Origin of the sequence: Streptomyces celluloflavus (assembly GCA_000720995.1) — a bacterium.
In the GTDB taxonomy this organism is placed as follows: domain Bacteria; phylum Actinomycetota; class Actinomycetes; order Streptomycetales; family Streptomycetaceae; genus Streptomyces; species Streptomyces celluloflavus.
In genome coordinates this window covers 1-22,938 of sequence record JOEL01000080.1, presented here as the reverse complement: position 1 = coordinate 22,938, position 22,938 = coordinate 1, and the positions used below count along the sequence as shown (strand labels likewise).

General features: G+C 69.1%; 22 protein-coding genes. 17 read left to right on the top strand and 5 right to left on the bottom strand.

Going from position 1 to position 22,938, the window contains the following annotated elements; translation table 11 throughout:
• Positions 1 to 249 precede the first annotated feature (249 nt).
• Complete coding sequence (gene cutA / locus IH09_RS40445) at positions 250 to 516, bottom strand: divalent cation tolerance protein CutA (RefSeq protein ID WP_052861756.1); 267 nt, start codon at positions 514 to 516, stop codon at positions 250 to 252.
• A 419-nt stretch (positions 517 to 935) separates the two neighbouring features.
• Between cutA and IH09_RS34850 the strand changes: the two genes are divergently transcribed.
• Both IH09_RS34850 and IH09_RS34845 read left to right on the top strand, forming a co-directional pair.
• The gene (locus tag IH09_RS34850) at positions 936 to 1,301 is read left to right on the top strand and encodes a cupin domain-containing protein (protein WP_052861755.1); all 366 of its coding nucleotides are present in this window, start codon (positions 936 to 938) and stop codon (positions 1,299 to 1,301) included.
• A 92-nt stretch (positions 1,302 to 1,393) separates the two neighbouring features.
• Complete coding sequence (locus IH09_RS34845; RefSeq protein WP_110952793.1) at positions 1,394 to 2,302, top strand: class I SAM-dependent methyltransferase; 909 nt, start codon at positions 1,394 to 1,396, stop codon at positions 2,300 to 2,302.
• A 137-nt stretch (positions 2,303 to 2,439) separates the two neighbouring features.
• Here the strand turns inward: IH09_RS34845 and IH09_RS34840 are convergent, their stop codons facing one another.
• Positions 2,440 to 3,195, bottom strand: a complete 756-nt coding sequence (locus tag IH09_RS34840; RefSeq protein ID WP_052861754.1) for a TSUP family transporter — start codon at positions 3,193 to 3,195, stop codon at positions 2,440 to 2,442.
• Between the two features lie 345 nt (positions 3,196 to 3,540).
• Between IH09_RS34840 and IH09_RS34835 the strand changes: the two genes are divergently transcribed.
• Both IH09_RS34835 and IH09_RS34830 read left to right on the top strand, forming a co-directional pair.
• Positions 3,541 to 4,068: a hypothetical protein gene (locus IH09_RS34835; RefSeq protein ID WP_052861753.1), complete on the top strand. Its 528-nt coding sequence runs from the start codon at positions 3,541 to 3,543 to the stop codon at positions 4,066 to 4,068.
• Positions 4,069 to 4,410: 342 nt separating this feature from the next.
• Complete coding sequence (locus tag IH09_RS34830; RefSeq protein ID WP_172451317.1) at positions 4,411 to 5,634, top strand: M20 metallopeptidase family protein; 1,224 nt, start codon at positions 4,411 to 4,413, stop codon at positions 5,632 to 5,634.
• A 50-nt stretch (positions 5,635 to 5,684) separates the two neighbouring features.
• Here IH09_RS34830 and IH09_RS34825 read toward each other — a convergent pair whose 3' ends face one another.
• Positions 5,685 to 6,983 (bottom strand): MFS transporter, encoded by a 1,299-nt coding sequence (locus IH09_RS34825; RefSeq protein ID WP_110952796.1) that lies wholly within the window; start codon positions 6,981 to 6,983, stop codon positions 5,685 to 5,687.
• A 550-nt stretch (positions 6,984 to 7,533) separates the two neighbouring features.
• Here IH09_RS34825 and IH09_RS34820 point away from each other — a divergent pair.
• The 3 genes from IH09_RS34820 to IH09_RS34810 all read left to right on the top strand — a co-directional run bounded on the left by IH09_RS34820 (position 7,534) and on the right by IH09_RS34810 (position 9,753).
• Positions 7,534 to 8,043, top strand: coding sequence for an SRPBCC family protein (locus tag IH09_RS34820; protein WP_094795075.1), 510 nt, complete (start codon positions 7,534 to 7,536; stop codon positions 8,041 to 8,043).
• A gap of 113 nt (positions 8,044 to 8,156) precedes the next feature.
• Entirely contained in the window at positions 8,157 to 8,516 is a 360-nt protein-coding gene (locus IH09_RS34815; protein WP_052861761.1) for an ArsR/SmtB family transcription factor, read from the top strand.
• A 295-nt stretch (positions 8,517 to 8,811) separates the two neighbouring features.
• Entirely contained in the window at positions 8,812 to 9,753 is a 942-nt protein-coding gene (locus IH09_RS34810; protein ID WP_052861751.1) for an oxidoreductase, read from the top strand.
• Between the two features lie 192 nt (positions 9,754 to 9,945).
• Here IH09_RS34810 and IH09_RS34805 read toward each other — a convergent pair whose 3' ends face one another.
• A complete protein-coding gene (locus tag IH09_RS34805) occupies positions 9,946 to 10,548 on the bottom strand; it encodes a hypothetical protein (RefSeq protein WP_240150719.1) in 603 nt (200 codons plus the stop codon).
• 556 nt (positions 10,549 to 11,104) lie between these two features.
• Between IH09_RS34805 and IH09_RS34800 the strand changes: the two genes are divergently transcribed.
• Positions 11,105 to 13,237: an APC family permease gene (locus IH09_RS34800; protein ID WP_240150718.1), complete on the top strand. Its 2,133-nt coding sequence runs from the start codon at positions 11,105 to 11,107 to the stop codon at positions 13,235 to 13,237.
• Between the two features lie 256 nt (positions 13,238 to 13,493).
• On the opposite strand, the gene IH09_RS34795 is transcribed toward IH09_RS34800, so the two are convergent.
• Entirely contained in the window at positions 13,494 to 13,940 is a 447-nt protein-coding gene (locus tag IH09_RS34795; protein WP_318279650.1) for an ATP-binding protein, read from the bottom strand.
• Between the two features lie 171 nt (positions 13,941 to 14,111).
• Between IH09_RS34795 and IH09_RS34790 the strand changes: the two genes are divergently transcribed.
• From IH09_RS34790 to IH09_RS34750, 9 genes are all read left to right on the top strand, one after another.
• Entirely contained in the window at positions 14,112 to 14,963 is an 852-nt protein-coding gene (locus tag IH09_RS34790) for a Scr1 family TA system antitoxin-like transcriptional regulator (RefSeq protein WP_052861759.1), read from the top strand.
• A 3-nt stretch (positions 14,964 to 14,966) separates the two neighbouring features.
• Complete coding sequence (locus IH09_RS34785) at positions 14,967 to 15,164, top strand: DUF397 domain-containing protein (protein WP_052861749.1); 198 nt, start codon at positions 14,967 to 14,969, stop codon at positions 15,162 to 15,164.
• 40 nt (positions 15,165 to 15,204) lie between these two features.
• Complete coding sequence (locus IH09_RS40770; RefSeq protein WP_052861748.1) at positions 15,205 to 15,483, top strand: DUF397 domain-containing protein; 279 nt, start codon at positions 15,205 to 15,207, stop codon at positions 15,481 to 15,483.
• Positions 15,484 to 16,254: 771 nt separating this feature from the next.
• On the top strand, positions 16,255 to 16,917 hold the full coding sequence (locus tag IH09_RS34775; RefSeq protein WP_094795072.1) for a TNT domain-containing protein: 663 nt from the start codon (positions 16,255 to 16,257) through the stop codon (positions 16,915 to 16,917).
• 8 nt (positions 16,918 to 16,925) lie between these two features.
• Positions 16,926 to 17,168 carry a hypothetical protein gene (locus IH09_RS34770; protein WP_052861746.1) on the top strand — a complete coding sequence of 81 codons (243 nt, stop codon included), beginning with the start codon at positions 16,926 to 16,928 and terminating at the stop codon, positions 17,166 to 17,168.
• Between the two features lie 994 nt (positions 17,169 to 18,162).
• Entirely contained in the window at positions 18,163 to 19,431 is a 1,269-nt protein-coding gene (locus IH09_RS34765) for an ABC transporter substrate-binding protein (RefSeq protein WP_172451182.1), read from the top strand.
• Between the two features lie 94 nt (positions 19,432 to 19,525).
• On the top strand, positions 19,526 to 20,521 hold the full coding sequence (locus IH09_RS34760) for a carbohydrate ABC transporter permease (protein WP_404827313.1): 996 nt from the start codon (positions 19,526 to 19,528) through the stop codon (positions 20,519 to 20,521).
• A 6-nt stretch (positions 20,522 to 20,527) separates the two neighbouring features.
• Positions 20,528 to 21,373 carry a carbohydrate ABC transporter permease gene (locus tag IH09_RS34755; protein WP_052861745.1) on the top strand — a complete coding sequence of 282 codons (846 nt, stop codon included), beginning with the start codon at positions 20,528 to 20,530 and terminating at the stop codon, positions 21,371 to 21,373.
• A 339-nt stretch (positions 21,374 to 21,712) separates the two neighbouring features.
• A complete protein-coding gene (locus IH09_RS34750; protein WP_052861744.1) occupies positions 21,713 to 22,915 on the top strand; it encodes an IS110 family RNA-guided transposase in 1,203 nt (400 codons plus the stop codon).
• Positions 22,916 to 22,938: the final 23 nt, after the last annotated feature.

Here is a 22,938-nt window from a genome sequence, read left to right as displayed (position 1 = left end):
GTCCAAGGGGGGTCGGGGTGGGGGGGGGGGTGGGAGTTGGGGCCGGGGTCAGGATGGTGGCCGGGGTCGGTTTCGGGGTCGGCGGCGGGTGTGGGTGTGGGTGTGGGGGCGTAGGTGGAGAGGGGGGCGGCGCGGGTTCGGTGGGGGCGGATGGTGGCCGCATCGGCGGCGCGGCTCACGGATGCGGCCGCGAGGCACAGCGCCAGACCGAGCGCCACCGCGGCCGCCTCGCCCCTTCGCCACCGCACGTCAGCCCATCCCCTCGGCGATCCAGGACAGGTGTCCGGCATCGCCGCGGCTGATCGGGGTGGCGGTGATCTCGCGAGTCCCGTCATCGTGCGCCGCGGGGAGGTACGCCTCCAGCGCCGCGTACGGCGCGGCCGCCGCTGTGCACGGCACCTGCCGCCACTCCCGGATGGCCTCGACAGCGTTCTCCCGGCGGAAGACCGAGGTCACCGACGGGTCCGACGGGTCCGACGGGTCCGACGGGTCATTCTGGGTGGTGGGGTCGGCCACGGTTGTGCACCCTTCGCGGAGGGAGACGTACGGGAAAGGGCGGGACGGCGGCTGGGGTTGAGCCGACAGCCAGGAGCCGGCAGGGACATGAAGAGGAGCCGGGCAGGAGCGGGGGCGCTGGCATAGGCGTGGGCGTGGGCGGAGCCAGGGTCGCGAACGGGCATGGGAACGGAAGCGAGAACGGGAGCGGAAGCGGGACGGCGCACGGCTCGCCCGCGCCGCGGGGATCGCTCGCATCGTACGGACGGCGGCGATCACCCCGACCGCGACGAGGCCGACCCGTACGGGCATGCACCCGGACGCGCCGACCGCCGTCGAACGCCCCTGTTCGGCGCCGCACGCCCCGGTTGCGCCCACCAGGGCACCGGCAAGGATGGAAAAGGGTCCCCGCCGCCGGTCCGCACCCGAAAGGCCCGTACATGGACAACCTGAACACCCTCGCCCGTCAGCAGATCGACGACGCCAGGGCCTCCGCACACGGGCGCAGCGCGCACCTCTTCCTGCACGACGGTCCACTGCGGCAGACCGTGATCGCGCTCACCACGGGCTCCGCACTGGACGAGCACAACGCGCCCCCGGCCGCGAGCCTCCAGGTCCTGTACGGGCGGGTCCGGCTGACCGCACCCAGCGGCAACCACGAGTTGTTCGCCGGCCAGATCACCGCGATCCCGCACGAGCGGCACGCACTGCACGCCGTCGAAGACTCGGCGGTACTGCTGACGGCAGTCACGAAGGTGCCGGACCGGGCGCAGGACTCAGGGATCATCACAGCCACCCGCGGCTGAGCGCGTACCTCCCACCCACTCCCGTCCGCCACTCGCACGGCCCAGCCCAGCAAACTCTTCACATTTTTCTGAATGTTCCGTACTCTCGGTATATGGCCAGTTCGAATCCGAAGATGCGACTGAAGGTGCACCTGACCGAGGAGAAGGAGACTCTCCTCGCCACGCTCTACGGCCGGGCGGTGGACAGCCGCTCCAAGAACCCGATACTCGGCGACCCCATGGCCGTCGACGCCGTCCGCCGGCTCGACTACGACTTCGGGAAGATCCGGCTGGGCGCCGGCGAGTCGGCCGCGGTCGCCCTGCGCGCACGGCAGTTGGACGTCTGGACGGCGCGCTTCCTCGCCGCGCACGAAAACGCCACGGTGGTGCATCTGGGCTGCGGTCTCGACTCCCGCGTCTACCGCCTGGACCCGGGCCCGGGGGTGCGGTGGTACGACGTCGACTACCCGGAGGTCATAGCGCTGCGCCGGGAGCTGTATCCGGAGCGCGCGGGGTACACCACCATCCCGTCGTCCGTCACCGACCCCGCGTGGACGGCGCGGCTGCCGTCGGACCGGCCGACGATCATCGTGGCCGAGGGGCTGCTGATGTATCTGACCGAGGAGGACGGTACGGCGCTGCTACGGCGGCTGATGGCCCACGTACCCAGCGGAGAGCTGGTCTTCGACGCGCTCGGTCGCCTCGCCATCCGGACACAGCGGCACAACCGCATCATCGCGAGGACCGGAGCGACACTGCACTGGGGCACGGGCACGGCGGGGGTGGCGCGGCTGAGTCCCGGGCTGGAGATCGTCGAGAACATCAGCGCCGTGGAGATACCGGGGTGGGAGCAGTTGCCGGCGGCCTACCGGCTGACCGTCCGGGTCGCGGCGCTGATACCCGCGATGAGGGACCTGGCGCGGATGTATCGCTGCCGCTTCGAGGGGGTGACGGAGACACCCGGGGAGTCGGGCGAGTCGGGGGAGCCGGGGGAATCGGGAGCAACGGGGGTGACGGGTTGACGGGGAAGCGCGGGGTAGCGGAGTAGCGGGGTAGCGCGAGAAGGGGGCTGGCCAGGGCGGTGCCAGAACCGGACCGGTAGGCCGGACGGAGGCCGGACCGGGGCCAGGCCGGGGACCGGACCGGGGCCAGGCCGGGCTCAGGCCGCGATCCACTGATCGAAGGCCAGCTTGCACAGCAGCGCGACGACCACGACCACCAGCACGCCCCGTACGAACCCGGCGCCGCGCTTGAGTGCCATCCGGGCTCCCACCAGGCTGCCCAGAAGGTTGAACACGGCCAGCAGTGCGCCGAGTTGCCAGAGCACCGTGCCCTGAATCCCGAACATCACCAGCGCACCGGCGTTCGTGCAGGCATTGACGACTTTGGCGGTGGCGGAGGAGGTGACCAGGTCCATGTGCAGGATGGCGGTGAGCGCGATAACGAGGAAGGCTCCGGTCCCCGGCCCGATCAGACCGTCGTAGAAGCCGAGGCCCAGGCCCGCGATGAGGATCGCCGCCAGTACCCGCTGCCGGGTGACCGGGCCCGAGAGGGCGGGCGCGGTCCCGAAGGAGGGGCGGAAGAGGATGAAGGCGAGCACCGCGAGCAGTACGGCCATGATCAGCGGGCGCAGCACCTCACTGTTGATCCCGGCCGCGAAGAACGCCCCGGCCAGCGATCCGCCGAGCGCGGCCAGACCGATGCGCAGCCCGTTCCGTACATCGATCGGAGCCTTGCGGACATAGGTGACGGCGGCCGCGGTGGTACCGACGATGGCGGTCGATTTATTGGTACCGAGGATGAACGCGGCGGGCGTGTGCGGGAGTCCGACCAGCAGCGCGGGAAGCAGCAGCAGTCCGCCACCGCCCACGACGGCGTCGATCCAGCCCGCCGCGAGGGCCGCCAGGCAGAGCACGGCTGACGGCTGACGGCTGACGGCTGACGGCTGACGGCTGACGGCTGACGGCTGACGGCTGACGGCTGACGGCTGACGGCTGACGGCTGACGGCACAACGAGCCGAGCGCCCCGGCGCGCCGTTCCGTTTCCCGTCGTGTTGCTCCAGCCCCGTCCTGCTGCCCCTCCCGTACGGGTTCGCCCGCACGCCGGCCGGGAACCGACATGCGACCGGGATCGCGGGGATAGCGCTGTCGGCGGAGGGGCCGTACGGACCGGCATCCGGTACGTGGCCCCCGTAGGCGTTCGCCCACAATGGGCGGTACGGCTCCGCGCACAAGCGGCGCCACAACGGGGAGTTGGCTCATGTACAGCGCGAACAACGGGGGCGAGACTGCCCTCGTCATAGCCGTCGTAGCCGTCGGTCTGGTCGCACGACAGCAGCTGCGTACCCGCCCGGTGCGGCGCATCGGCTCGCTGATCGTCCCGGCCCTCCTCGGCGTCCTCGGCGCCTTGGGGATCTCGTTCGGCATCGCCTCGGTCCTCAAGTACCACGCGCTGACCACCCTGCCCGTGATCCTCCTGGTGGTGAGCCTGGCCGTCGCTGCGGGCTTCGGCGTGGCCAGGGCGCGGACCGTACGGATGTGGCGCGGTCCCCAGGGCGAGGTGCTGCGCAAGGGGACGGCCGCCACCACCGGGCTCTGGCTGGTTTCGGTGGGGGTGCACATCGGGCTGAGCCTGTGGATCGACCACGCCGCCGGGGCCGGGCTGCTGGGCACCGCATCGCTGTACGCGTACCTGGCGATCGGTCTGGGGACGCAGAACCTCCTGCTGCGCGGACGGACCGCCGGGCTGCCCCGGAGCACCGCCCCTGTACCGCAGGCCGGTGAGTGACGGCGGGACTTCCGGGCAACCCGCCTCGCCGGTCGCACAGCCCCCAGACCACCGTCCCTCTCGTCCCTTCACTCGCCTTCTCCCCCTCGTTCCCCTCCTCCCCTCAGGCACCGAGCCGAGCCCTGAGAGCTCCCTGCCTCACATGCCCGGGTCAAGTCAGGGCTGGATCAGGCGCAGACGGCCCGAAGCCTGGGCATCCTTCCCTCAGCCCCTCCCCCAACCCCTCCGACAGCCACTCGCCCCACCACCCGATCACCCGGCCCTCCCCCAACGCCTCGCTTCTCCCTCCCCACCCGCCCCTCCCACCAAGGAGCACCAGACAAGGAGCACGAGATGAACCCACTGAACCTGCGTGACGACGCCCGCGCCATGTCCGACGACCTCGTACGGCTGCGCCGCTCACTGCACCGCATTCCCGAGGTCGGGCTGGAACTGCCCCGTACGCAGGACGCGGTGCTGGCAGAGTTGGACGGTCTGCCGCTCGAAGTGCGGACCGGCGAGGGAATCAGCTCGGTGACGGCGGTACTGCGCGGTGGGCAGCCGGGTCCGACCGTGCTGCTGCGCGGCGATATGGACGCGCTGCCGGTCGCCGAGCGGACCGGTCTGGACTTCGCGGCCGACACCGACCGGATGCACGCCTGCGGCCACGATCTGCACACCACGATGCTCACCGGCGCCGCCAGACTGCTCGCCGCGCACCGCGAACGGCTCGCGGGCGATGTGCTCTTCATGTTCCAGCCCGGTGAGGAAGGCTTCGACGGCGCGCGGCACATGCTGGCCGAAGGGCTGCTGAACGCGACAGGTCGGCGGCCGGACGCGGCGTACGCGATCCATGTGATGTCCGCGGGGCTGCCCAGCGGCGTCTTCGGCACCCGTGGCGGGCCGGTGCTGGCCGCCGCGAACATACTGCGGGTGACCGTACGCGGCGAGGGCGGACACGGTTCGATGCCACATCGCGCCAAGGACCCGGTGCAAGCCGCCTGCGCGATGGTCGGCGCCCTCCAGGCGTGGATCACCCGCACCTTCGACATCTTCGACCCGGTGGTCCTCACAGTGGGCACCTTCCACGCCGGCACCCAGCAGAACATCATTCCCGAGACCGCGGTCTTCGAGGCATCGGTACGCAGCTTCTCGCCGCAGGCACAGGCGCTGGTCAAGGACGGCACGGTGGAGGTCTGCCGCGGTATCGCGACGGCGTTCGGGGTGAGCGTGGACGCGGACTTCGCCGAGCTGTACCCGGTGACCGTCAACGACCATGCCGAGGCGGCCTTCGCGGCCGATGTCGTACGCGACGCGCTCGGCGAGGAACGCTACGGGGCGCTGCCGCAGCCGCTGCCCGGCTCGGAGGACTTCTCCCGCGTACTGGACGAGATCCCCGGCGCGATGCTCACCCTCGGGGCCCCGCCCGCCGGTGCCGACCCCGAGCGCAGCCCCAACAACCATTCACCACTGGCCGAGTTCGACGATGCGGTGCTGGCGGACGGAGCCGCGGTGTACGCGGAGCTGGCGGCCCGACGACTGACGGGAACGGACCCGAAGACGGGGGCGGGGGCCGGGGCTGCGTAGACGTCCGGCGTATCAGTGGACGGCGGCATGCCTACGGGGACGTGGTCCCCTCATGTGATGCGGGTGCGGGCGGCGAGGAGGGTGGCGAGAAGGCACGGCGCGAGGAGTAGCCCGAAGGCTGCGGCGTAACCGACGGAGTCGGTCGAGCCTGCGCCCAGGCAGGCGTTGAGCAGAGCGGAGGAGAGGCCCAAAACCGTTATCTGGCCCAAGTTCTGGGCCGTCTGCATCGCGCCGCTGGCATAGCCCTGGCGATCGGCCGGACTGTGGGAGAGCGACAGCACGGTGAGGGAAGGGGCCAACATGCCCATGCCGATGGCCGCGACGACCATGGCCGACGCCGCGACGAACGCAGGCATCGCGGAAAGGGTCCCGGCGACGGCGATCACGACCGCCGCCGCCAGCACCAGCGCACCGGCCACGACCAGATGGTGGCGGGGGCAGTCTTCCAGCAGGCGGCTCTGCGCCCAGGAGGCGGCGGCCCAGGCCACGGCTGCACCCGTGAAGGCCAGGCCGATCAGCACAGGAGGCGCGCCCCGGTCGGTGACGAGCAGCAGGGGCACGAATGCCTCCAGCGTGAAGAACACCCCTGAACCCAGGCCGCGCAGCAGCACCGTGGCCGGCAGCCCGCGCCCGGCCCGCCAGGTGCCCGGTGGCAGCAGCCGTGGCGCGAACACCACCAGCAGAACGAGCCCACCCGCCACGAACAGCAGATGGCGCATGTCCCAGCCCGAGACGCCGTACTGCCCCAACGCCGCACCCGCGCTCACCGCGGTCGCGACCATCAGCGCGGGGCTCCGCGGCCGGTCCGCCGACGGCGCGGATGCGGGCGCGGGCGGCCAGGAACGGCCGCGCAGCAGGGCCACCACCACGAGCGCCGGCACCAGGGTGAGAACGGCCAGACCGAAGAACACCGCGCGCCAGGACCACCAGCCGGCCACCAGCCCCGCCAGCGGAGGGCCGACCAGTGACGGGACGATCCAGCAGGCACTCATCAGCGCCAGAGCACGTGCCCGCAGCCGGTCGGGGTATGCCTGGCCGATGGCGGCGTTGATCGACACCGCGACCATTCCGCCCGCCAGTCCGTCCAGGAAGCGCCCGGCCGCCAGTTGCCAGATCGAGGTGCTGGCGGCCGAGACCAGCAGGGTGGCGACCGCCAGCACCATGCCCGCCGCCAGCGGTCGGTGCGCCCCGGAACGGTCCGCCCAGTGACCCCCCAGTACCCCGCCCAGCAGACTCGCGGCCACGAAGCACCCCGCCACCAGCGGGAAGAGCGCCACCCCGTCCAGATCCCGGGCGGCCGTCGGCAAGGTGGGGACCACGGCCAGCGCGGCGAGCCCGGTCAGAAACATCACCGCGGCGAAACTGGAGGAGGCGGCCGCATACGTCCCGGAGAACAATGCCTCGGCAGGTCCGGACGACTCCGCCGGACGGTCGGCCGTCGCTGCCCGCCCGTCGGAGACCACCGCGGTCGGCTCCGTGGATATCGCGGGCGAACTGCTGGATGAACGCGTCGGATCATCAGTCACGAGCGCAGAAGCTATGCGGAGCGCATGACCTTGTGCCACTCGTTTTAGGGCCGCCCCGCGACCCGTATGCGGCCCGGTCCACGCCATCTGAACAGCGCAAGACACCAGGGGCGTTGGAGCCGTTCAGGCCGACTCCCGCCGACTGCCGATGTCGGGACGACGAGGCGACGAGATACCGGGGGCCACGTGAGGACGGGCTGACGGGCGGACGGGCGGGACACACATATCCCGTACATGCACACAGTCGGTAGTCGGCAGCAGTCACACGGACACCACACACGCAACCCACAGGTTGCACGACCCACCCCAACGTGCAACCATCGAGTAGCACGACCGCATAAATCACAACGACGCACGGCGGGAGGTTCACCCCATGAGCACCAACGACAACACCGCCACCGGCGGCAGCACAGTTCCGGAGGGCGGCCAGGACAAGAACCGCATCGAGCGCGAGATCAGCATCGCGGCGCCCGTGGAGCGGGTATGGGCGGTGCTCACGGAGCCGGAACATGTCGGCTCGTGGTTCGGGCAGGGCGAGCCGACCCCGGTCGACCTGCGTCCGGGCGGCATCATGCATCTCGACCACGGCGCGGGGCGCCAGTTCCCGACGACGATCGTGACGGTCGAGCCGCCGCACCGCTTCTCCTACCGCTGGGCGAGCGGGTTCCCCGGTGAGGTGGCGATCGAGGGCAACTCCACCCTCGTGGAGTTCACCCTCACCCCGGAGGGCGAGGGGACCCGGCTGCGGGTGACGGAGACCGGGTTCGCCGATCTCGACATTCCGGCGGAGACGGCCGCGGGAGCCTCGTACGAGAGCCACTCCGAGGGCTGGTCCGCCCAGGTCGACAACATCCGGCGGTACGCGGAGCGGCTCGCGGCATGACGTCGCCCCCGAAGCGGAACCAGGGCCAGGGCCAGGGCCGGAACGAGAGCCAGGACCAGGACCGGAGTCAGGGTCGGGTCCGGGACGAAGGCCGGGGCGAGGGCCGGGACCCGGTGGCGGAGGTGCTGTCCGCGCTGGCGGATCCGACCCGCCGCCGGATACTCGACGCCCTCGCCGCGCACGGTGAGGCGACCGCCACGGTCCTGGCCACGGAGCTGCCGGTCAGCCGCCAGGCGATCGTCAAACACCTAGGGGTTCTCGATCAGGCCGGACTCGTCGCCGGCCATCGGGCGGGCCGCGAGGCGCGATACCGGGTCATACCGGAGCGGCTCGGGATCACCGCCCGCTGGATGGACCGGCTCGCCGCCGACTGGGACACGCGCCTCTCGGTCATCAAACAGCTCGCCGAAGATCCGGCAGCCGACACCCCACCAGCCGAAAGCCGAGCATCCGAACAACCGAAGGCCCCATAGTCGAAGAAGACCCCATAGCCGAAGAACCCACCGCCGTAACGCCACCAGCCGGCGGCGTACCAGAAGGCGAGGCGAAGAACCCACCGGAGGTCAGTCCGAAGGTCAGTCCGGAGACCCACCGAAGGACCGCCGAAGGACCGTCGAAGGACCATCAAAGGCCCACCGAAGGGCCCGGCGGAACAACGGCCGGAAGGCCGGACGAAAGGCCCTGCGGACCGACAGCGATCTCCGGAACCGAACCGGATCGGGCCTCCCCTGAGGCGTACCCTGGACTCCCCTACGGAGGAGCGCACGCGTGACCCGGTGGAACACCAGCCACATCCCCGACCAGACGGGCCGTTCGGTGGTCGTCACGGGCGCCAACAGCGGCATCGGCTATGTCACCGCGCGCGAACTGGCGCGCCGTGGCGCCCGCGTGCTGCTGGCCTGCCGCAACGAGGCGCGCGGAGTCGCCGCCCTGGAGCGGCTGCGGACCGAGGTTCCCACCGCCGAGGCCGAGTTCCGGCGCCTCGATCTGGCCGATCTGTCCTCCGTACGGGACTTCGCCGCCGCCCTCGACGACTTCGACGGCAGCCGGCTCGATCTGCTGATCAACAACGCGGGCGTGATGGCACTGCCGTACCGCACGACCGCCGACGGTTTCGAGATGCAGTTCGGCACCAACCATCTCGGCCATTTCGCGCTGACGGGACTGCTGCTCCCCAAGCTCCTCGCCACCCCCGGGGCCCGCGTCGTCAGCGTTTCCAGCACGCTCCACGCCCTCGCGGACGTCGACCTCGGCGACCTCAACAGTGAGCACTCCTATCGCCGCTGGATCGCATACGGCCGGTCGAAGAGCGCCAACCTGCTGTTCATCCACGAGCTTTCCCGGCGACTGGCGGCGGTCGGTTCCCAGGTCATCGCGGCCGCCGCGCACCCCGGTTACGCCGCCACTAACTTGCAGACCGCCGGTGTGCGGATGGAGGGCCGCCGGTCCGCCGAACGCATCGTCGGGCTGGCCAACCGCGTCATCGCCCAGTCCCCGGAAGGCGGCGCGCTGGGCACCCTCTGCGCGGCGACCGCCCCGCACATGAAGCCGGACTCGTTCATCGGCCCGCGCAACGGACTGCGTGGCGCCCCGGCCCGGTCCTTCCGCGCGCCGTGGACGAAGAAGGACACGACCTCGGAACGGCTGTGGGTCGCCTCGGAACAACTCACCGATGTCCGCTACGACTTCACCCGGCCCGCCACGATCTGACAGCACCACGATCTGACAACGCCGCGAGGTATCAGCACCACAACGTGTCAGCATCACGATCCCGGGACCGCGATCTGACAGCACCGCGGTTTGACGGCACCGCGGTTTGACGACAACACGTTCTGACAGCACCGCGATCCGACAGAACCCGGTCCACGCCGCACCGGCCGCCCGCCGCCCTCGCACGGCGGACTACAGCCCCGACGCGTCGAACACCGCCCGCGCGCCGTCGTGGTCGATCCGTTCCGCCAGCTCCTGGAGCGGGGCCGCGCCGCAGCGGAGCAGGCCGCGGGCGCGGGAGCGGCGTACGCCCTGGTCGAGGTGGTGCCAGAGCAGCGGGTTCGCGGTGAAGACCTTGGGGTCCAGTTCGACGCGGCCGCCCAGGGCATCGCGGAGTACCAGACGGGGCGCCATTCCGTCGCTGCGGCGGACGAGGACGAGCAGATCGGTACGGACCCGGCGGGTGCGCAGCAGGCCGCGGGAGGCCAGCCAGTTTTCGCCGGCCGTCACCCGTGGCGGGTAGAGGATCGCGAAGAGCACCAGCGCGACGGCCGTCCAGCATGCGATGCGGCCCGGTTCGAGAGTCCGGTTGGCGAGGTCGACCAGCAGCATGAGGGCGAAGAGTCCGGCTGTGCACCGGACCGCGGCCCGGAGTTCCGGTGCCCAGGTCCGGTCATGAGCCGCGCCACCGGGCACCGGTGGTGGAATCGCCGACCAGGTGTCCATTCCCGCATGCCCGGCCCCTCCCGTCGTATCCGTCGCGCCCACAGCGCCCGTCGCTCCGGTCGCGCTCATCGCACTCGGCGTACTCGTCACACCCGACACACCCGATGTACCCGTCACACCCGGCGTACCTGTCATCCCCGTCGCACCCGCAGCGTTCGCGGCGCTCGCAGCACCCGCCGCATCCGCACCGCGTACATCCCCCGCCCGTCTCTCCCGGCTACCGTTGCCGCTCCCGTCGCCCCCGTCCCCCTCGTCTCCCCCGCCATCCGTGGTGAACTCGGGGCCCAGGTCTCGTCGTCGTCCCATGGAGACGAAGCTAGGGCGGTGTTCCCGGGGCGGCCGATGCGTTGATACGGCACTGATACGGCGTGCGGGAACCTTGACGCGCCCCTGATGCACTCCTGACGCGCCGTCGCACACACCGGAGGACACGGCCGTCCTCGTCAAGAACCCGTGAAGAACCCCCGGTTACCCGCCAAGGCCCCGCCAAGGTCACGGCCGGGCCATCCCGTACCCCCCACGCTGGGCGCACCCCGTCACCGGGCCCGGCCGTCCGCCGTCGTGGGCGCCGGGCGCCCCGGGCGGGCCTTTCCACGCACGGTGCCGCACGGAGGTACGACGAAAGATGTCGATGGTGTCCCAGCCCGCAAGCCGGCCCGAGGAACCCCCCAATACCGCCACCGAAGCCCTGTCCGGACGGCCCTCCGCCCCCCACCACGACACCGCCGACAGCGGCGGTGACGGCACCGGCGACGACAGTGCCCCGGAGGCCGACGCCCGGCACCGCCTCACCGCCGTCCAGGGCCTCGCCGCCCTCTCGCTCGACGCCATGGCCTCGGTCGCGTACGGACCCGAGTCGATCGTCCTGGTGCTGGCCGCCGCGGGCGCCCATGGCCTCGGCTTCACCCTCCCCGTGACGCTCGCCATCGCCGCGCTGCTCGCCGTCCTGGTCGCCTCGTACCGTCAGGTGATCGCCGCGTTCCCCAACGGCGGCGGCTCGTACGCGGTGGCCAAGACCCATCTCGGCCGGCGCACCGCACTGGTCGCCGCGGCCTCCCTCGTCCTCGACTACGTCCTCAATGTCGCGGTCTCCGTCACGGCCGGCGTGGCCGCCCTGACCTCCGCCTTCCCCGCCCTCTACGGCGACCGCCTCTGGATCTGCCTGGCGGTGCTCGTCCTGGTCACCGGCATCAACCTGCGCGGCATCGTCGACTCGGCGAAGGCGTTCCTGCTGCCCACCGCCGTCTTCGTCGGCTCAATCCTGACGATGATCGTCGTCGGCCTCTTCCGGGACGCGCCCGTCTCCACCCTCACCGCCGACGGCCACGCCTCCGTCGTCTCCCACAACGCCACCGCCGTCGGCGCCCTGCTGCTCCTCAAGGCGTTCGCGTCCGGCTGTTCGGCGCTGACCGGTGTCGAGGCGGTGGCCAACGCGGTGCCGTCCTTCCGGGCCCCGGCCGTCAAGCGCGCCCAGCGCACCGAGATCGCGCTCGGCGCGCTGCTCGGTGTGATGCTGATCGGCCTGTCGGTCCTCATCGGCCGCTTCCACCTCCAGCCGGTCGAGGGCGTCACCGTCCTCGCCCAGCTCGCGGACGGCGCGCTCGGCCACAACTGGGCCTTCTACGTGGTCCAGTTCGCGACGATGGTGCTGCTGGCGCTGGCCGCCAACACCTCGTTCGGCGGGCTACCGGTCCTGATGGGGCTGCTCGCCCGGGACAACTACCTGCCGCACGTCTTCGGGCTGAAGGCGGAGCGCCAGGTCCACCGGCACGGCGTACTGGCGCTGGCCGCCATCGCCGCCGCGCTGCTGGTCTTCTCCGGCGGTGACGTCAACACCCTCGTCCCGCTCTTCGCGATCGGCGTCTTCGTCGGCTTCACCATCTGCCAGGTGGGCATGGTGCGGCACTGGCTCGGCGCGCGCTCCGCCGGCTGGCGCGGCAAGATCGCGCTGAACGGCTTCGGCGCCCTGCTCACCGGTGTCTCGGCCGTCGTGGTCACCGCCACCAAGTTCACCGAGGGCGCCTGGCTGATCGTCATCGCGCCGGTCCTGGTCCTCGCCTTCGAGGCCGTGCACCGCGCGTACGGCCGGATAGGCGAGAGCCTGGGCCTGGGCCGCATCCCCGAAGCGCCGCGCCGCGCCCGCTCCCTCGTCATCGTCCCCGTCTCGAACCTCTCCCGTCTGACCTGCGAGGCCCTCAACGCGGCGGTCTCACTGGGCGACGAGGTGGTGGCCGTCACCGTCACCTACGACGCACCCGAGGACCGCCAGGCCGCCGAGGCGCTGCGCCGCGACTGGGAACTGTGGAACCCCGGCGTCGAACTGCTCGAACTCCCCTCCACCACCCGCTCAGTGGGCCGCCCCGTGGCCGCCTACGTGAGCTACCTGGCGGGCCGCCATCCCGCCACCCGCGTCACCGTCCTGATCCCGGAGGCCGAACCGGCCCACCTGTGGCAGCGGCTGCTCCAGAACCAGCGCGGCGCGGTTGTCGCCCGTGCGGTCCGCCGCGACACCGATGCCGTCATCTGCCGGCTCCGCTTCCGGTTGGAATCGGCCGGTGGGCCCATTGGGGCCAGTGGGTCCGGCGGGTCCGGTGGTACCAGTGGCGCCAGTGCCAGTAGCACCGGTAACAGAGGTACGGGCGCCGGACGCATCAGCAGCCCGGTGGGCGGCGGCCGGGGCGCCCTCGCCGATCCCGGAAACTCAGGGATCCCCGGTAATCCAGAAAGCCCCGAAGCCTTCGGCCGCTGCGGGCGATAGCCCGGCGGTGGCCCCGGCCCCCTGACACGCGTGCCGTACGCCCGAGACCCGGGCGTACGGCATGCGGCATTCGGTATCCGGCAATCGGTATTCGGCATTCGCATTCGCATTCGCATTCGGCAATCGAGCCCCGGGGGGAGCGGGCCCGTACGGTGGTCCGACGCCGGTCACCGGGCCACAGGGGCTCCGCTTCCCGTACGCCCCCGGCCACTTCCGCCCTCGCACCCATGTACCCACGTACCCAAGGTCCGGTGGCTCAGGACGGGATGGCGCCACCCTCCGTCACATCCAGCTCGCACCACACCGTCTTACCGACGGCGAGCACGCCCACACCCCAACGGGCCGAGAGCGTACGCACCAGCAGCAGGCCGCGCCCGTGCGTGTCGTCCGACGCGGGCACGCCCTCGCAGGGCAGGCGCTCACCACGCGCGTCGGTTACGGCGATCCGCAGTACGGACTCCGTGAGGGTGATTCGAACCCGAAGAAATCGGCCGCGTACGGCGCCGTGCTGGACGGCGTTCGTGGCCAGCTCGGACACCAACAAGCGTGTCGTTTCCGTAAGTTGCACCTCTCCCCATTCGCCGACGAGGCGGGCGGCACGGTTGCGGGCGAGCGAGACGCTCTCGGGGCGCGAGATGTAGTCGAGCACGTCCTCGTGAAGGACCTTTTCCGTCTTCTCCGCCGGTTCCTGTGGGGCGATCACCGTCGGCCACCTCCGGATTTGAGCAGCGCGCATCAGCATGCCAACTGGAGTCGCTGCGCGATCAGTTCCCTACGGACGGTAGCGACGCCGCGGTGATCATTTCAATTCTCTTTGGTTGAATTCATCCGCACGTGCTTGCAGACGTGGTCCGCTCGCCTTCAGACTGATCACGTGACAGCAAGTCAGCCAACACAGGGCAACAGCACCTCAACCGTCTTGGGGCGCAGGTTGGGCGGAGAGCTCACGCGACTCCGCACGACAGCAGGCTTGACACAGACTCAGGCCGCCAAGACGCTCAGCGCCTCCACCGGCAAGATCGCAAAGATGGAGGGTGGCTGGGTTCCCATACGTGATCCGGACATCCGGGCCTTGTGCGACCTGTACAACGTGGACGACCCTGCGGTCGTCGGCGGTCTGCTGGAGCTGGCGCGGATCGACCGCGAGCGCCGCAAGGCCAAGGGGTGGTGGAACGACGCACCGTTTTCCCCTCCGATGAAGGAGTACGCCATCCTGGAGAGCGCCGCCAGAGCCATCAAGACCTGGCAGGTCGCTTTCATCCCAGGGTTGCTGCAAACCTCCGGCTACGTTCGCGCACTCAACCCGGATGACCATTTCGTACAAGCGAGGTTGGCCCGTCAACGACGCCTGGTTGACGACCCGCCGCTCCAGCTCAACGCCCTCGTCTACGAGGCCGTGCTGAGGAACCTCGTCGGTGGCACGGAGGTGATGCGCCAACAGCTTGAGCACCTTGTTTCCGTAAGCCAGCAGCCGAACGTCAGCGTTCGGGTGCTCCCTTTTAGCGCAGGAGCCCAACTGGGCATGGGCTGCGGCTTCAGCCTCATCTCATTCGCCGAACCCGGAGCGATGGACCTGGTCTACATGCAGGTCCCCCGTCATCCGTTGTGGTTGGAAGGCGGAGAGGGGGTGGCCGACCATGATGAACTGTTCGAGGGAATCGCACAGCAAGCCCTCAGCGAGAGCGATTCCCGAGCGTTCATCAGCAGCCTGAGCAAGGGACTTTAAGTCATGGTCGATTTCATCTACCGGAAGTCCAGCTACAGCGATCACGAGGACGAATGCGTCGAGGTCGCCACCAACCTCCCCCACACCGTCGCCATCCGCGACTCCAAAGACCCCGACGGCCCGATACTCCAGCTCACCTCGGCCGCCTGGACCGCCTTCCAGCTCGCTGTCTCCCAGGACGGACTCGAAGCAACGCCATGACAGCGAGTCCTCCGTAGCCTCAACGAAGGACCGCGCACCCATGCCGGAGTTCAGATTCCACAAGTCCAGCTATAGCGACCACGAGAACGAGTGCGTCGAAGTAGCCACCAACATCCCCGGGACCGTCGCCGTCCGCGACTCCAAGGACCTCGGCGGTCCCGCGCTCACGCTCACCCCGACCGCCTGGACCGCCTTCCACCGCGCCATCACAGATGGACAGTTCGAACGGAGTCGCCCGCGTCACTGTCTCGTCATCCCGTTTGCATCTGGGCAAGACGGACCTTCGTCAGGATCTCTTCAGCAGATGCAGTCCAGGTGAACGGTCCGGCCTCGTGCCCTTGCGGTGCGGCTTGAGATTCTCCTCACGCCAGACCCGCGCGACGTAGCCAACGCGTTCGGACCGCTTCAGATACTTCACCAACTCGCCCATGGACCAGTGCGAAAGACTGGCGACAGCCGGCCGCGTCATGTGCGTCAGAGCAATCACCCGAGCGAACCCACGCCGGAACCTGCCCCCGGACAGCACCGGGACGGGCACCTTCCAGACCAGCCGGCCTGTGCTCGGCATATGAGGTCTTCCAGCGGTCCACGGTCGGCAGCGACACCCCCGAGCAGCCCGGAAATCTCCTTGCGTCGATGCCCCTCGCCTGACCACCGGACGATGCGGGCCCGCATGACCATATTCGCGGGCACGTCCCGACTGTCCACCAACTCCCTTGATTTGGCGCCTTGCTCCACAGAGAGCTCCGTACCGAGAGAATGACCCAACCGAGTTCAAGTAACGCCGATGGAATCACGAGACGCTAGGGAGCTCAATGTCCAGTTCCCGACCCGCGCGCGCCCGATCTCTTCGCGCCCAGAAATACCCAATGCACCAAACGGTACGGCGTGATCCAGTCGTTCTCTACGGCAGCGGTCACTGACAATTTCCCCTTCCGGCAAGCCATCCGACTGACTCAAGTATCCGCCGGATATGGCTCATTCGGTGCAATGCCCGTCTTCACCGCGCCGCACTCCGCTGTTACGTTCCGGATGCTGACCGGCCCATTCATCTGCGGGCCGGGTTCGTACCAGCTACCAGGAGGATGGTATGAAATCCACTACCCGTATGGCGTTGGCTCTGTGCACCGCGCTCGCTTCCAGCGCGGCCTTGGCCGCACCGGTTCAGGCCGCACCGGAGAAGTCCTCGCCATCGGCACAGCTCCAGCAAGAGTGCACGACGGCGTACGAGAACAACTGGCTCCTCGGTGCGGATCCGCTGCCCACCAAGTCCCCGTTGAAGGAAATCGTTTCGGGGTGGAATCGCATCAAGGGATCCGCGAGCGGTGACGCGTTCCTCAAGGAGTGGCGTACGGCTGACGGCAAGGACTGGCGCTATCCGGACAATGACGGTTTCGACGGTAAGCCCCAGCCGGAGAAGTTGACCAAGGGCACGCAACTCGACCGTTTTGGCCAGTCCTCCGGGAGATTTCTCTCTCCCTTCAAGACGAACTACGCCAAGCGGGCCATCCCTCCGTCGAACCTACGGACGTACCCCAACGACGTCGAATGCAATTACCATCGCTACGAGGTGGTCAACCCATTCACCGTCCAAACCGGCAAGATTGCCAAGTGGTTCGGCCAGGAGGGCGGCGGCACGCAAAAGGTGCTGGCGAAGGATGACAGCGTCCAGAACCACATCACTTCAGGCGACCTCAAGGAAGTTCCCCCCGCCCAAACCCCTCAACTCTCCTCCCCGTCGCTGACCCCCTGAAGGGCCCTGTGGACAGCAAGACCGTACGTACCTGTCTGCGCCAGGCCCATGTGGCGGACGACTTCTACCGCATCGAGGGTGTCCACGAGCCCCAGGCCCCGGCCACCGAGCTCTACACCCTCCGCCACCGCGCGGACCACTGGGAGGTCGTCTTCACCGAACGGGGTCAAGAAAGCATCCTCGCCCGCTACACCGCCGAGACCCAGGCCGCTCAGTGCTTCTACCAGAAACTCACCGACCCCTTGAGCTGATGAGTTCATGCGTGATCAGCGGTGAGATATTGAGCTGGTCATCCGTCACGCTGACACTGCATGGTGGTAATGGCCCGAGGCTCTCGCCCTTCCGCGGAAAGCTTGAGTTCCGCTGCACCGGCGGCCGTTGCGGGACAGCGGGCGGCCAGCACGTCGAAGGCGTTGGCGTGCTGGCCCTCTCTTTTCCCGAGACTCAGGGCGTCTGACCGACAAGCAGCCAACGGGCTTCGCCGCCCGGTGGCACAGCCGCCGACGTGGATGCCGGGAAGCATTCCTGGAGTTCGCCGGCCTCGTTGACTTCGATGAGCTCCACAATGGAATGAATCACCAGGAAGTCGTCCGCAGGAGGAACGACGCGAGTGGCTTGCCTACCTCGGAATCTTTCTAGTAGTTCGCGATTCCGTCGGCATTGCGAGATCTCGTGTTCCTCGTTGCTGCTGGCAAGGGATCTCTCCGTGGAACAGGTCGCAGAGTCGCGGGAGTTGGGCACATCGGCATGTACCTGTGACTGTGGCCTCGCGCGGCGGTGCCCAGAAACAAACGTCCGCGCAAGTGCGGGCGATTGGCGATTGGCACTAGCGCTGATGACACCGTCGGCTTCCGCCATCCCTTTCCCCTGGTTGACAAGCGAGTTGGCGAAGTATCCGTGCCTCCACCTCCACCCGGCGCCAGTGTCCTGATCACGTCCATCCGCAATTACACCGGCACCTGGAACTCCGGCGCCAACCCGCCCACTTGGACGACCACCGCCGAAGAGTTCCTGGCCAATCCCCACCTCATCCACACCACACCAAGAAACTCGTTGCAAATAACTCGAAGTGATGCAAACAGGATCGCGCGACACCAGACGTAGCCACGGGGGAGGAACATCCGCCACGCCGGCCCGGTTCGTAAAGGTGCAATGCGTTCTTCACGCTCGTGCGGCACAGTGGTCGCCGCACCGCGTGGCGATCGTCGATCACCACTCAGCTACGAGCACAGGGGGCGTTGGGCCATGACGGGTACCGACCACGGCATCGGCAGGCGGCGGCTGCTCGCCGTCTCCGGTGGCATCGCGCTCACCGGGGTGCTGGCGGCCTGCGGATCGAACACCGGGCGGGGCGGCGGTGGTTCGGGGCCGGCGATCAGCCAGTGGTACCACCAGTACGGCGAGGCCGGCGCCGAGCAGGCCGTCAAGCGGTACGCCGCCGCTTATCAGAAGGCGGCCGTCACCGTGCAGTGGCGGCCCGGCGACTACGACCGGCAGACCGCCGCCGCGCTGCTGACCGATTCCGGGCCCGACGTCTTCGAGGTCAACGGGCCGCTCCTGGACCAGATCCGGGGCGGCCAGGTTACCGATCTGACCGCCGAGGTCGAGCCCGTCAAGGACGACTTCAACCAGGCCGTGCTCGCCCCGAAGATCTGGCAGGACAAGATCTGGGGCATCCCGCAGACCATCGACATGCAGCTGCTCTACTACCGCAAGAGCCTCCTCAAGGATGCCGGTGTCGAACCGCCGCAGTCACTCGACGAGTTGGTGGACGCGGCGAAGAAGCTCACCACGAAGAACGTCAAGGGGCTGTTCCTGGGGAACGACGGCGGCGTCGGCGTCCTCGGCGGCACCCCCCTCTTCGCCGCCGGGCTGAGCCTGATCGGCGACGACGGCAAGGCCGGGTTCGACGATCCGGCCGCCGCCCGTGCGCTCGGCAAGATCCACCAGCTGTACGCCGACCGGTCGCTGCTGCTGGGCGCCCCCACCGACTGGTCGGACCCGTCCGCCTTCATCCAGGGGCTGACCGCGATGCAGTGGTCCGGGCTGTGGGCGTTGCCGCAGGTCAAGAAGGCGCTCGGCGACGACTTCGGCGTACTGCCGTTCCCGAAGGACGGGTCCGGTGGCAAGCCCTCGGTCCCGGTGGGCGCGTACGGGGCGGCGGTCAGCGCGCGCAGTAAGCGCATGGCGGAGGCGAAGGCGTACGCGAAGTGGCTGTGGGTGGACCGCACCGACTACCAGCAGGACTTCGCGCTCTCGTACGGCTTCCACATCCCGGCCCGGATCTCGCTCGCCAAGAAGGCCGAACAGCTCCGGACGGGCCCGGCCGCGGACGCGGTCCGGTTCGCGACCGAGTACGGCTATGCCGAGCCGCTGCTGTGGACCACCGCGGACCGTACGGCCTACCAGGACGCGCTGAGCCGCATCATCAAGGACGGCGCGCATCCGGAGACCGAGCTGAAGAGCGTGATCCGCCAGGTCAACGCCGAGCTCCAGCGGGTCAAGAAGAAATGAGCGTGGAGAGATGAGCCGGGAGAAATGAGCGTGGATGAGTGAGCAGGGAGAAGTGAGCGTGGATGAGTGAGCAGGGAGAAGTGAGCGTGGAGACATGAGCGTACGGACGACGGAGGGGGCCGGGGCCGGGGCCGAGACGTCCCCCCAGCCGGCCTCGCCGGCTCCCAGGCCCTCGTTCGGCGCCCGGATGCTCGGGCCGCAGCGCCGCAACCTCTGGTTCTGGGTCTTCGTCGGCCCGTTCGCGGTCGGGCTGGGGCTGTTCACGTACGTACCGCTGGCCTGGAGCGTCTATCTCAGCTTCTTCGACGCGCACAACACCGTCACCCCGACCGATTTCGTCGGGCTGGACAACTACACGTCGATGCTGGGCGATGACGCGTTCCTCGGCAGTCTGGGCACGTTCCTGCTGTTCACCGTCTTCATCGTGCCGGCGACCTTCGCGCTCTCGCTCGGCCTGGCGCTGATGGTCAACCGGCTGCGGTTCGCCCAGGCGTTCTTCCGGTCGGTGTTCTTCCTGCCGACCGCCTGCTCCTATGTCGTCGCCTCGCTGATCTGGAAGCTGTCGATCTTCAACGGGGTGCGGTTCGGGCTCGCCAACACCGTGCTGGGGTGGTTCGGCGGCGATCAGACCGCCTGGCTGTCGACGACGCATCCGCCCTGGTACTGGCTGGTGATCGTGACCGTCCGGCTGTGGCTGCAAGCGGGCTTCTACATGATCCTCTTCCTGGCCGGACTCCAGCGGATCTCCCCCCAGCTGTACGAGGCCGCGGCGGTGGACGGCGCCCGGCCCGGCTGGCAGGTCTTCCGGCACCTCACCTTCCCCCAGTTGCGGGCCACCTCCGTCGCGGTGGTGCTGCTCCTGGTCATCAACGCGTTCCAGGCGTTCGACGAGTTCTACAACCTGCTGAGCGACGCCCGCGGCTATCCGCCGTACGCCAGACCGCCGTTGGTCTACCTCTACTACACCGCGCTCGGCCGGGAGCAGAACCTCGGGCTCGGCAGTGCGGGCGCGGTGATCCTGGCGCTGATCATCGCGGTGGCGACCGTCGTCCAGGCCCGCTGGTTCGGCCTCGGCCGCAAGGAGGACTGACCGCCGATGCATGACGCTCACGACGCGCTGACCAGGGCCGGCCGCGCGCTGCGGATCGTCCTCCTGATCGCCCTCGCGCTGCTCTTCCTGATCCCCTTCTACCTCCTCGTACGCAACGGGCTGGCGACGGAGCAGGACATCACCGCGCCCGACTGGACGTTCTTCCCGCATGACCTCCAGTGGTCGAATCTGACCGAGGTCTTCCGCGATCCGAACCTGCCCATGGGACGAGCGCTGCTCAACTCCACGCTGATCGCCGTCGCCACCACCGTCGGCACGGTCCTGCTCGCCTCGCTGGCCGGATACGGTCTGGCCCGGATCCCCTACCGCCACTCCGGCATCGTCTTCTACGCGATCCTGGGCACCCTGATGGTCCCGGCGGCGGTCACCTTCGTACCGAGCTTCGTCCTGGTCTCGTCCCTCGGCTGGATCTCCACGCTGCGCGGTCTGGTCATTCCGACCCTGTTCAGCGCCTTCGCCTGCTTCATCTTCCGGCAGTACTTCCTCGGCTTCCCCAAGGAACTGGAGGACGCGGCCCGGGTGGACGGGCTCGGCTACTGGCGGACGTACTGGCGCATCGTCGTCCCCAACGCCCGGCCGGTCTTCGCCGCGGTCGGCACGATCGTCTTCATCGGCGCCTGGAACGCGTTCCTGTGGCCGCTGGTCATCGGCCAGGACCAGGAGTCCTGGACGGTCCAGGTCGCACTGTCCACGTTCACCACCGCGCAGAACCTCAATCTGCACGAACTGTTCGTCGCGGCGGCCGTCTCGATCGCCCCGCTGGTACTGGTCTTCCTGCTGCTCCAGCGCTACATCGTCGCGGGGGTGGAGCGCACCGGCATCGACGACTGATCCGTGGTTCGCGGGGCGATTCTCCGGTTTCTGCTCCGGTCTCTGCTCCGGCTTCTCTGGATGCTCTCGGTGCTCCCCGTTATGTTTTTCGCGGTCCTGCAAGAGGGCCGCTGGCCTCCGGGCCCGGCATGGCTGTTGCCCCCTGTCGAAGTCGATGACCTGGGGGGTGGTGTTCACCGGGCCCGAGAGGTGTTGTCGGAGACGCTGATCAGAGGTCCGACCACCGCCTGGCCCTGGCGCAATGCCAGGCAGTTTGACGGGCGGCAGGTCTGCATAACGTGGATGCGCGAGTACGACACCGACGCCCAGGCCAGTCGCACCGAAGGAGTTGAAAGCACGATGTTCGACACCAGCGACGTGGACGTCTTCTTCGCCCTGGACGTCGGCAAGACCGCCCACCACGGCCACGGACTCACCCCGGCCGGGAAGAAGGTCTTCGACAAGCCCTTGCCCAACAGCGAACCCAAGCTCAGAGCGGTGTTCGACAAGCTCACCGCGAAGTTCGGCACCGTGCTGCTGATCGTGGACCAGCCAGCATCCATCGGCGCCCTCCCCCTCACGGTCGCCCGCGACGCGGGCTGCAAGGTCGCCTACCTGCCCGGACTCGCCATGCGACGGATCGCAGATCTCTATCCCGGCGAGGCGAAGACTGACGCGAAGGACGCAGCCGTCATCGCGGACGCCGCACGCACCATGCCCCACACCCTGCGCTCGCTGGCGCTGGCCGACGAGATCACCGCCGAGCTGACCGTCCTGGTCGGCTTCGACCAGGACCTCGCCGCTGAGGCCACCCGCACCAGCAACCGGATACGCGGCCTGCTCACCCAGTTCCACCCCAGCCTGGAACGCGTCCTCGGGCCCCGCCTCGACCACCCCGCCGTGACCTGGCTGCTGGAGCGCTACGGATCGCCGGCCGCCCTGCGAAAAGCCGGCCACCGCAGGCTCGTGGAAGCGATCCGGCCCAAGGCACCCCGGATGGCGAACCGGCTGATCGACGAGGTCTTCGAAGCTCTCGACGAACAGACCGTCGTCGTCCCAGGGACCGGCACCCTCGACATCGTCGTGCCGTCGCTGGCCCGCTCGCTCGGGGCCGTCCACGACCAACGCCGGGCCCTGGAAGCGCAGATCAACGAGTTGCTGGAGGAGCACCCTCTTTCGCCGGTCCTGACCTCGATTCCTGGGGTCGCGGTCAGGACCGCGGCAGTCCTGCTGGTCACCGTCGGCGACGGCACCAGCTTCCCCAGCGCCGGCCACCTCGCCTCCTACGCCGGACTCGCCCCGACCACAAAGTCGTCGGGGACCTCGATCCACGGCGAACACGCACCACGGGGAGGCAACCGGCAGCTCAAACGGGCGATGTTTCTGTCCGCGTTCGCAGCCCTGCACGATCCCGCCTCCCGCACCTACTACGACAAGTGCAGAGCCCGAGGGAAGACCCACACCCAGGCTCTTCTCCGGCTCGCCCGGCACCGCATCAGCGTGCTGTTCGCGATGCTCCGCGACGGCACCTTCTACGAACACCGAGCACCCCGCCTCGCTTGACGAAGGACATAGAGGCACCCCCC

Bases quoted from the DNA above. Each gene is read 5' to 3' on its own strand.
- IH09_RS34850 (WP_052861755.1), top strand. From the start codon at position 936: ATGGACAACCTGAACACCCTCGCCCGTCAGCAGATCGACGACGCCAGG.
- IH09_RS34820 (WP_094795075.1), top strand. From the start codon at position 7,534: ATGAGCACCAACGACAACACCGCCACCGGCGGCAGCACAGTTCCGGAG.
- IH09_RS34760 (WP_404827313.1), top strand. From the start codon at position 19,526: ATGAGCGTACGGACGACGGAGGGGGCCGGGGCCGGGGCCGAGACGTCC.
- IH09_RS34750 (WP_052861744.1), top strand. From the start codon at position 21,713: ATGTTCGACACCAGCGACGTGGACGTCTTCTTCGCCCTGGACGTCGGC.
- IH09_RS34845 (WP_110952793.1), top strand. From the start codon at position 1,394: ATGGCCAGTTCGAATCCGAAGATGCGACTGAAGGTGCACCTGACCGAG.
- IH09_RS34755 (WP_052861745.1), top strand. From the start codon at position 20,528: ATGCATGACGCTCACGACGCGCTGACCAGGGCCGGCCGCGCGCTGCGG.
- IH09_RS34765 (WP_172451182.1), top strand. From the start codon at position 18,163: ATGACGGGTACCGACCACGGCATCGGCAGGCGGCGGCTGCTCGCCGTC.
- IH09_RS40770 (WP_052861748.1), top strand. From the start codon at position 15,205: ATGCCGGAGTTCAGATTCCACAAGTCCAGCTATAGCGACCACGAGAAC.
- IH09_RS34775 (WP_094795072.1), top strand. From the start codon at position 16,255: ATGAAATCCACTACCCGTATGGCGTTGGCTCTGTGCACCGCGCTCGCT.
- IH09_RS34835 (WP_052861753.1), top strand. From the start codon at position 3,541: ATGTACAGCGCGAACAACGGGGGCGAGACTGCCCTCGTCATAGCCGTC.
- IH09_RS34785 (WP_052861749.1), top strand. From the start codon at position 14,967: ATGGTCGATTTCATCTACCGGAAGTCCAGCTACAGCGATCACGAGGAC.
- IH09_RS34825 (WP_110952796.1), bottom strand. From the start codon at position 6,983: ATGTTTCTGACCGGGCTCGCCGCGCTGGCCGTGGTCCCCACCTTGCCG.
- IH09_RS34805 (WP_240150719.1), bottom strand. From the start codon at position 10,548: ATGAGCGCGACCGGAGCGACGGGCGCTGTGGGCGCGACGGATACGACG.
- IH09_RS34800 (WP_240150718.1), top strand. From the start codon at position 11,105: ATGTCGATGGTGTCCCAGCCCGCAAGCCGGCCCGAGGAACCCCCCAAT.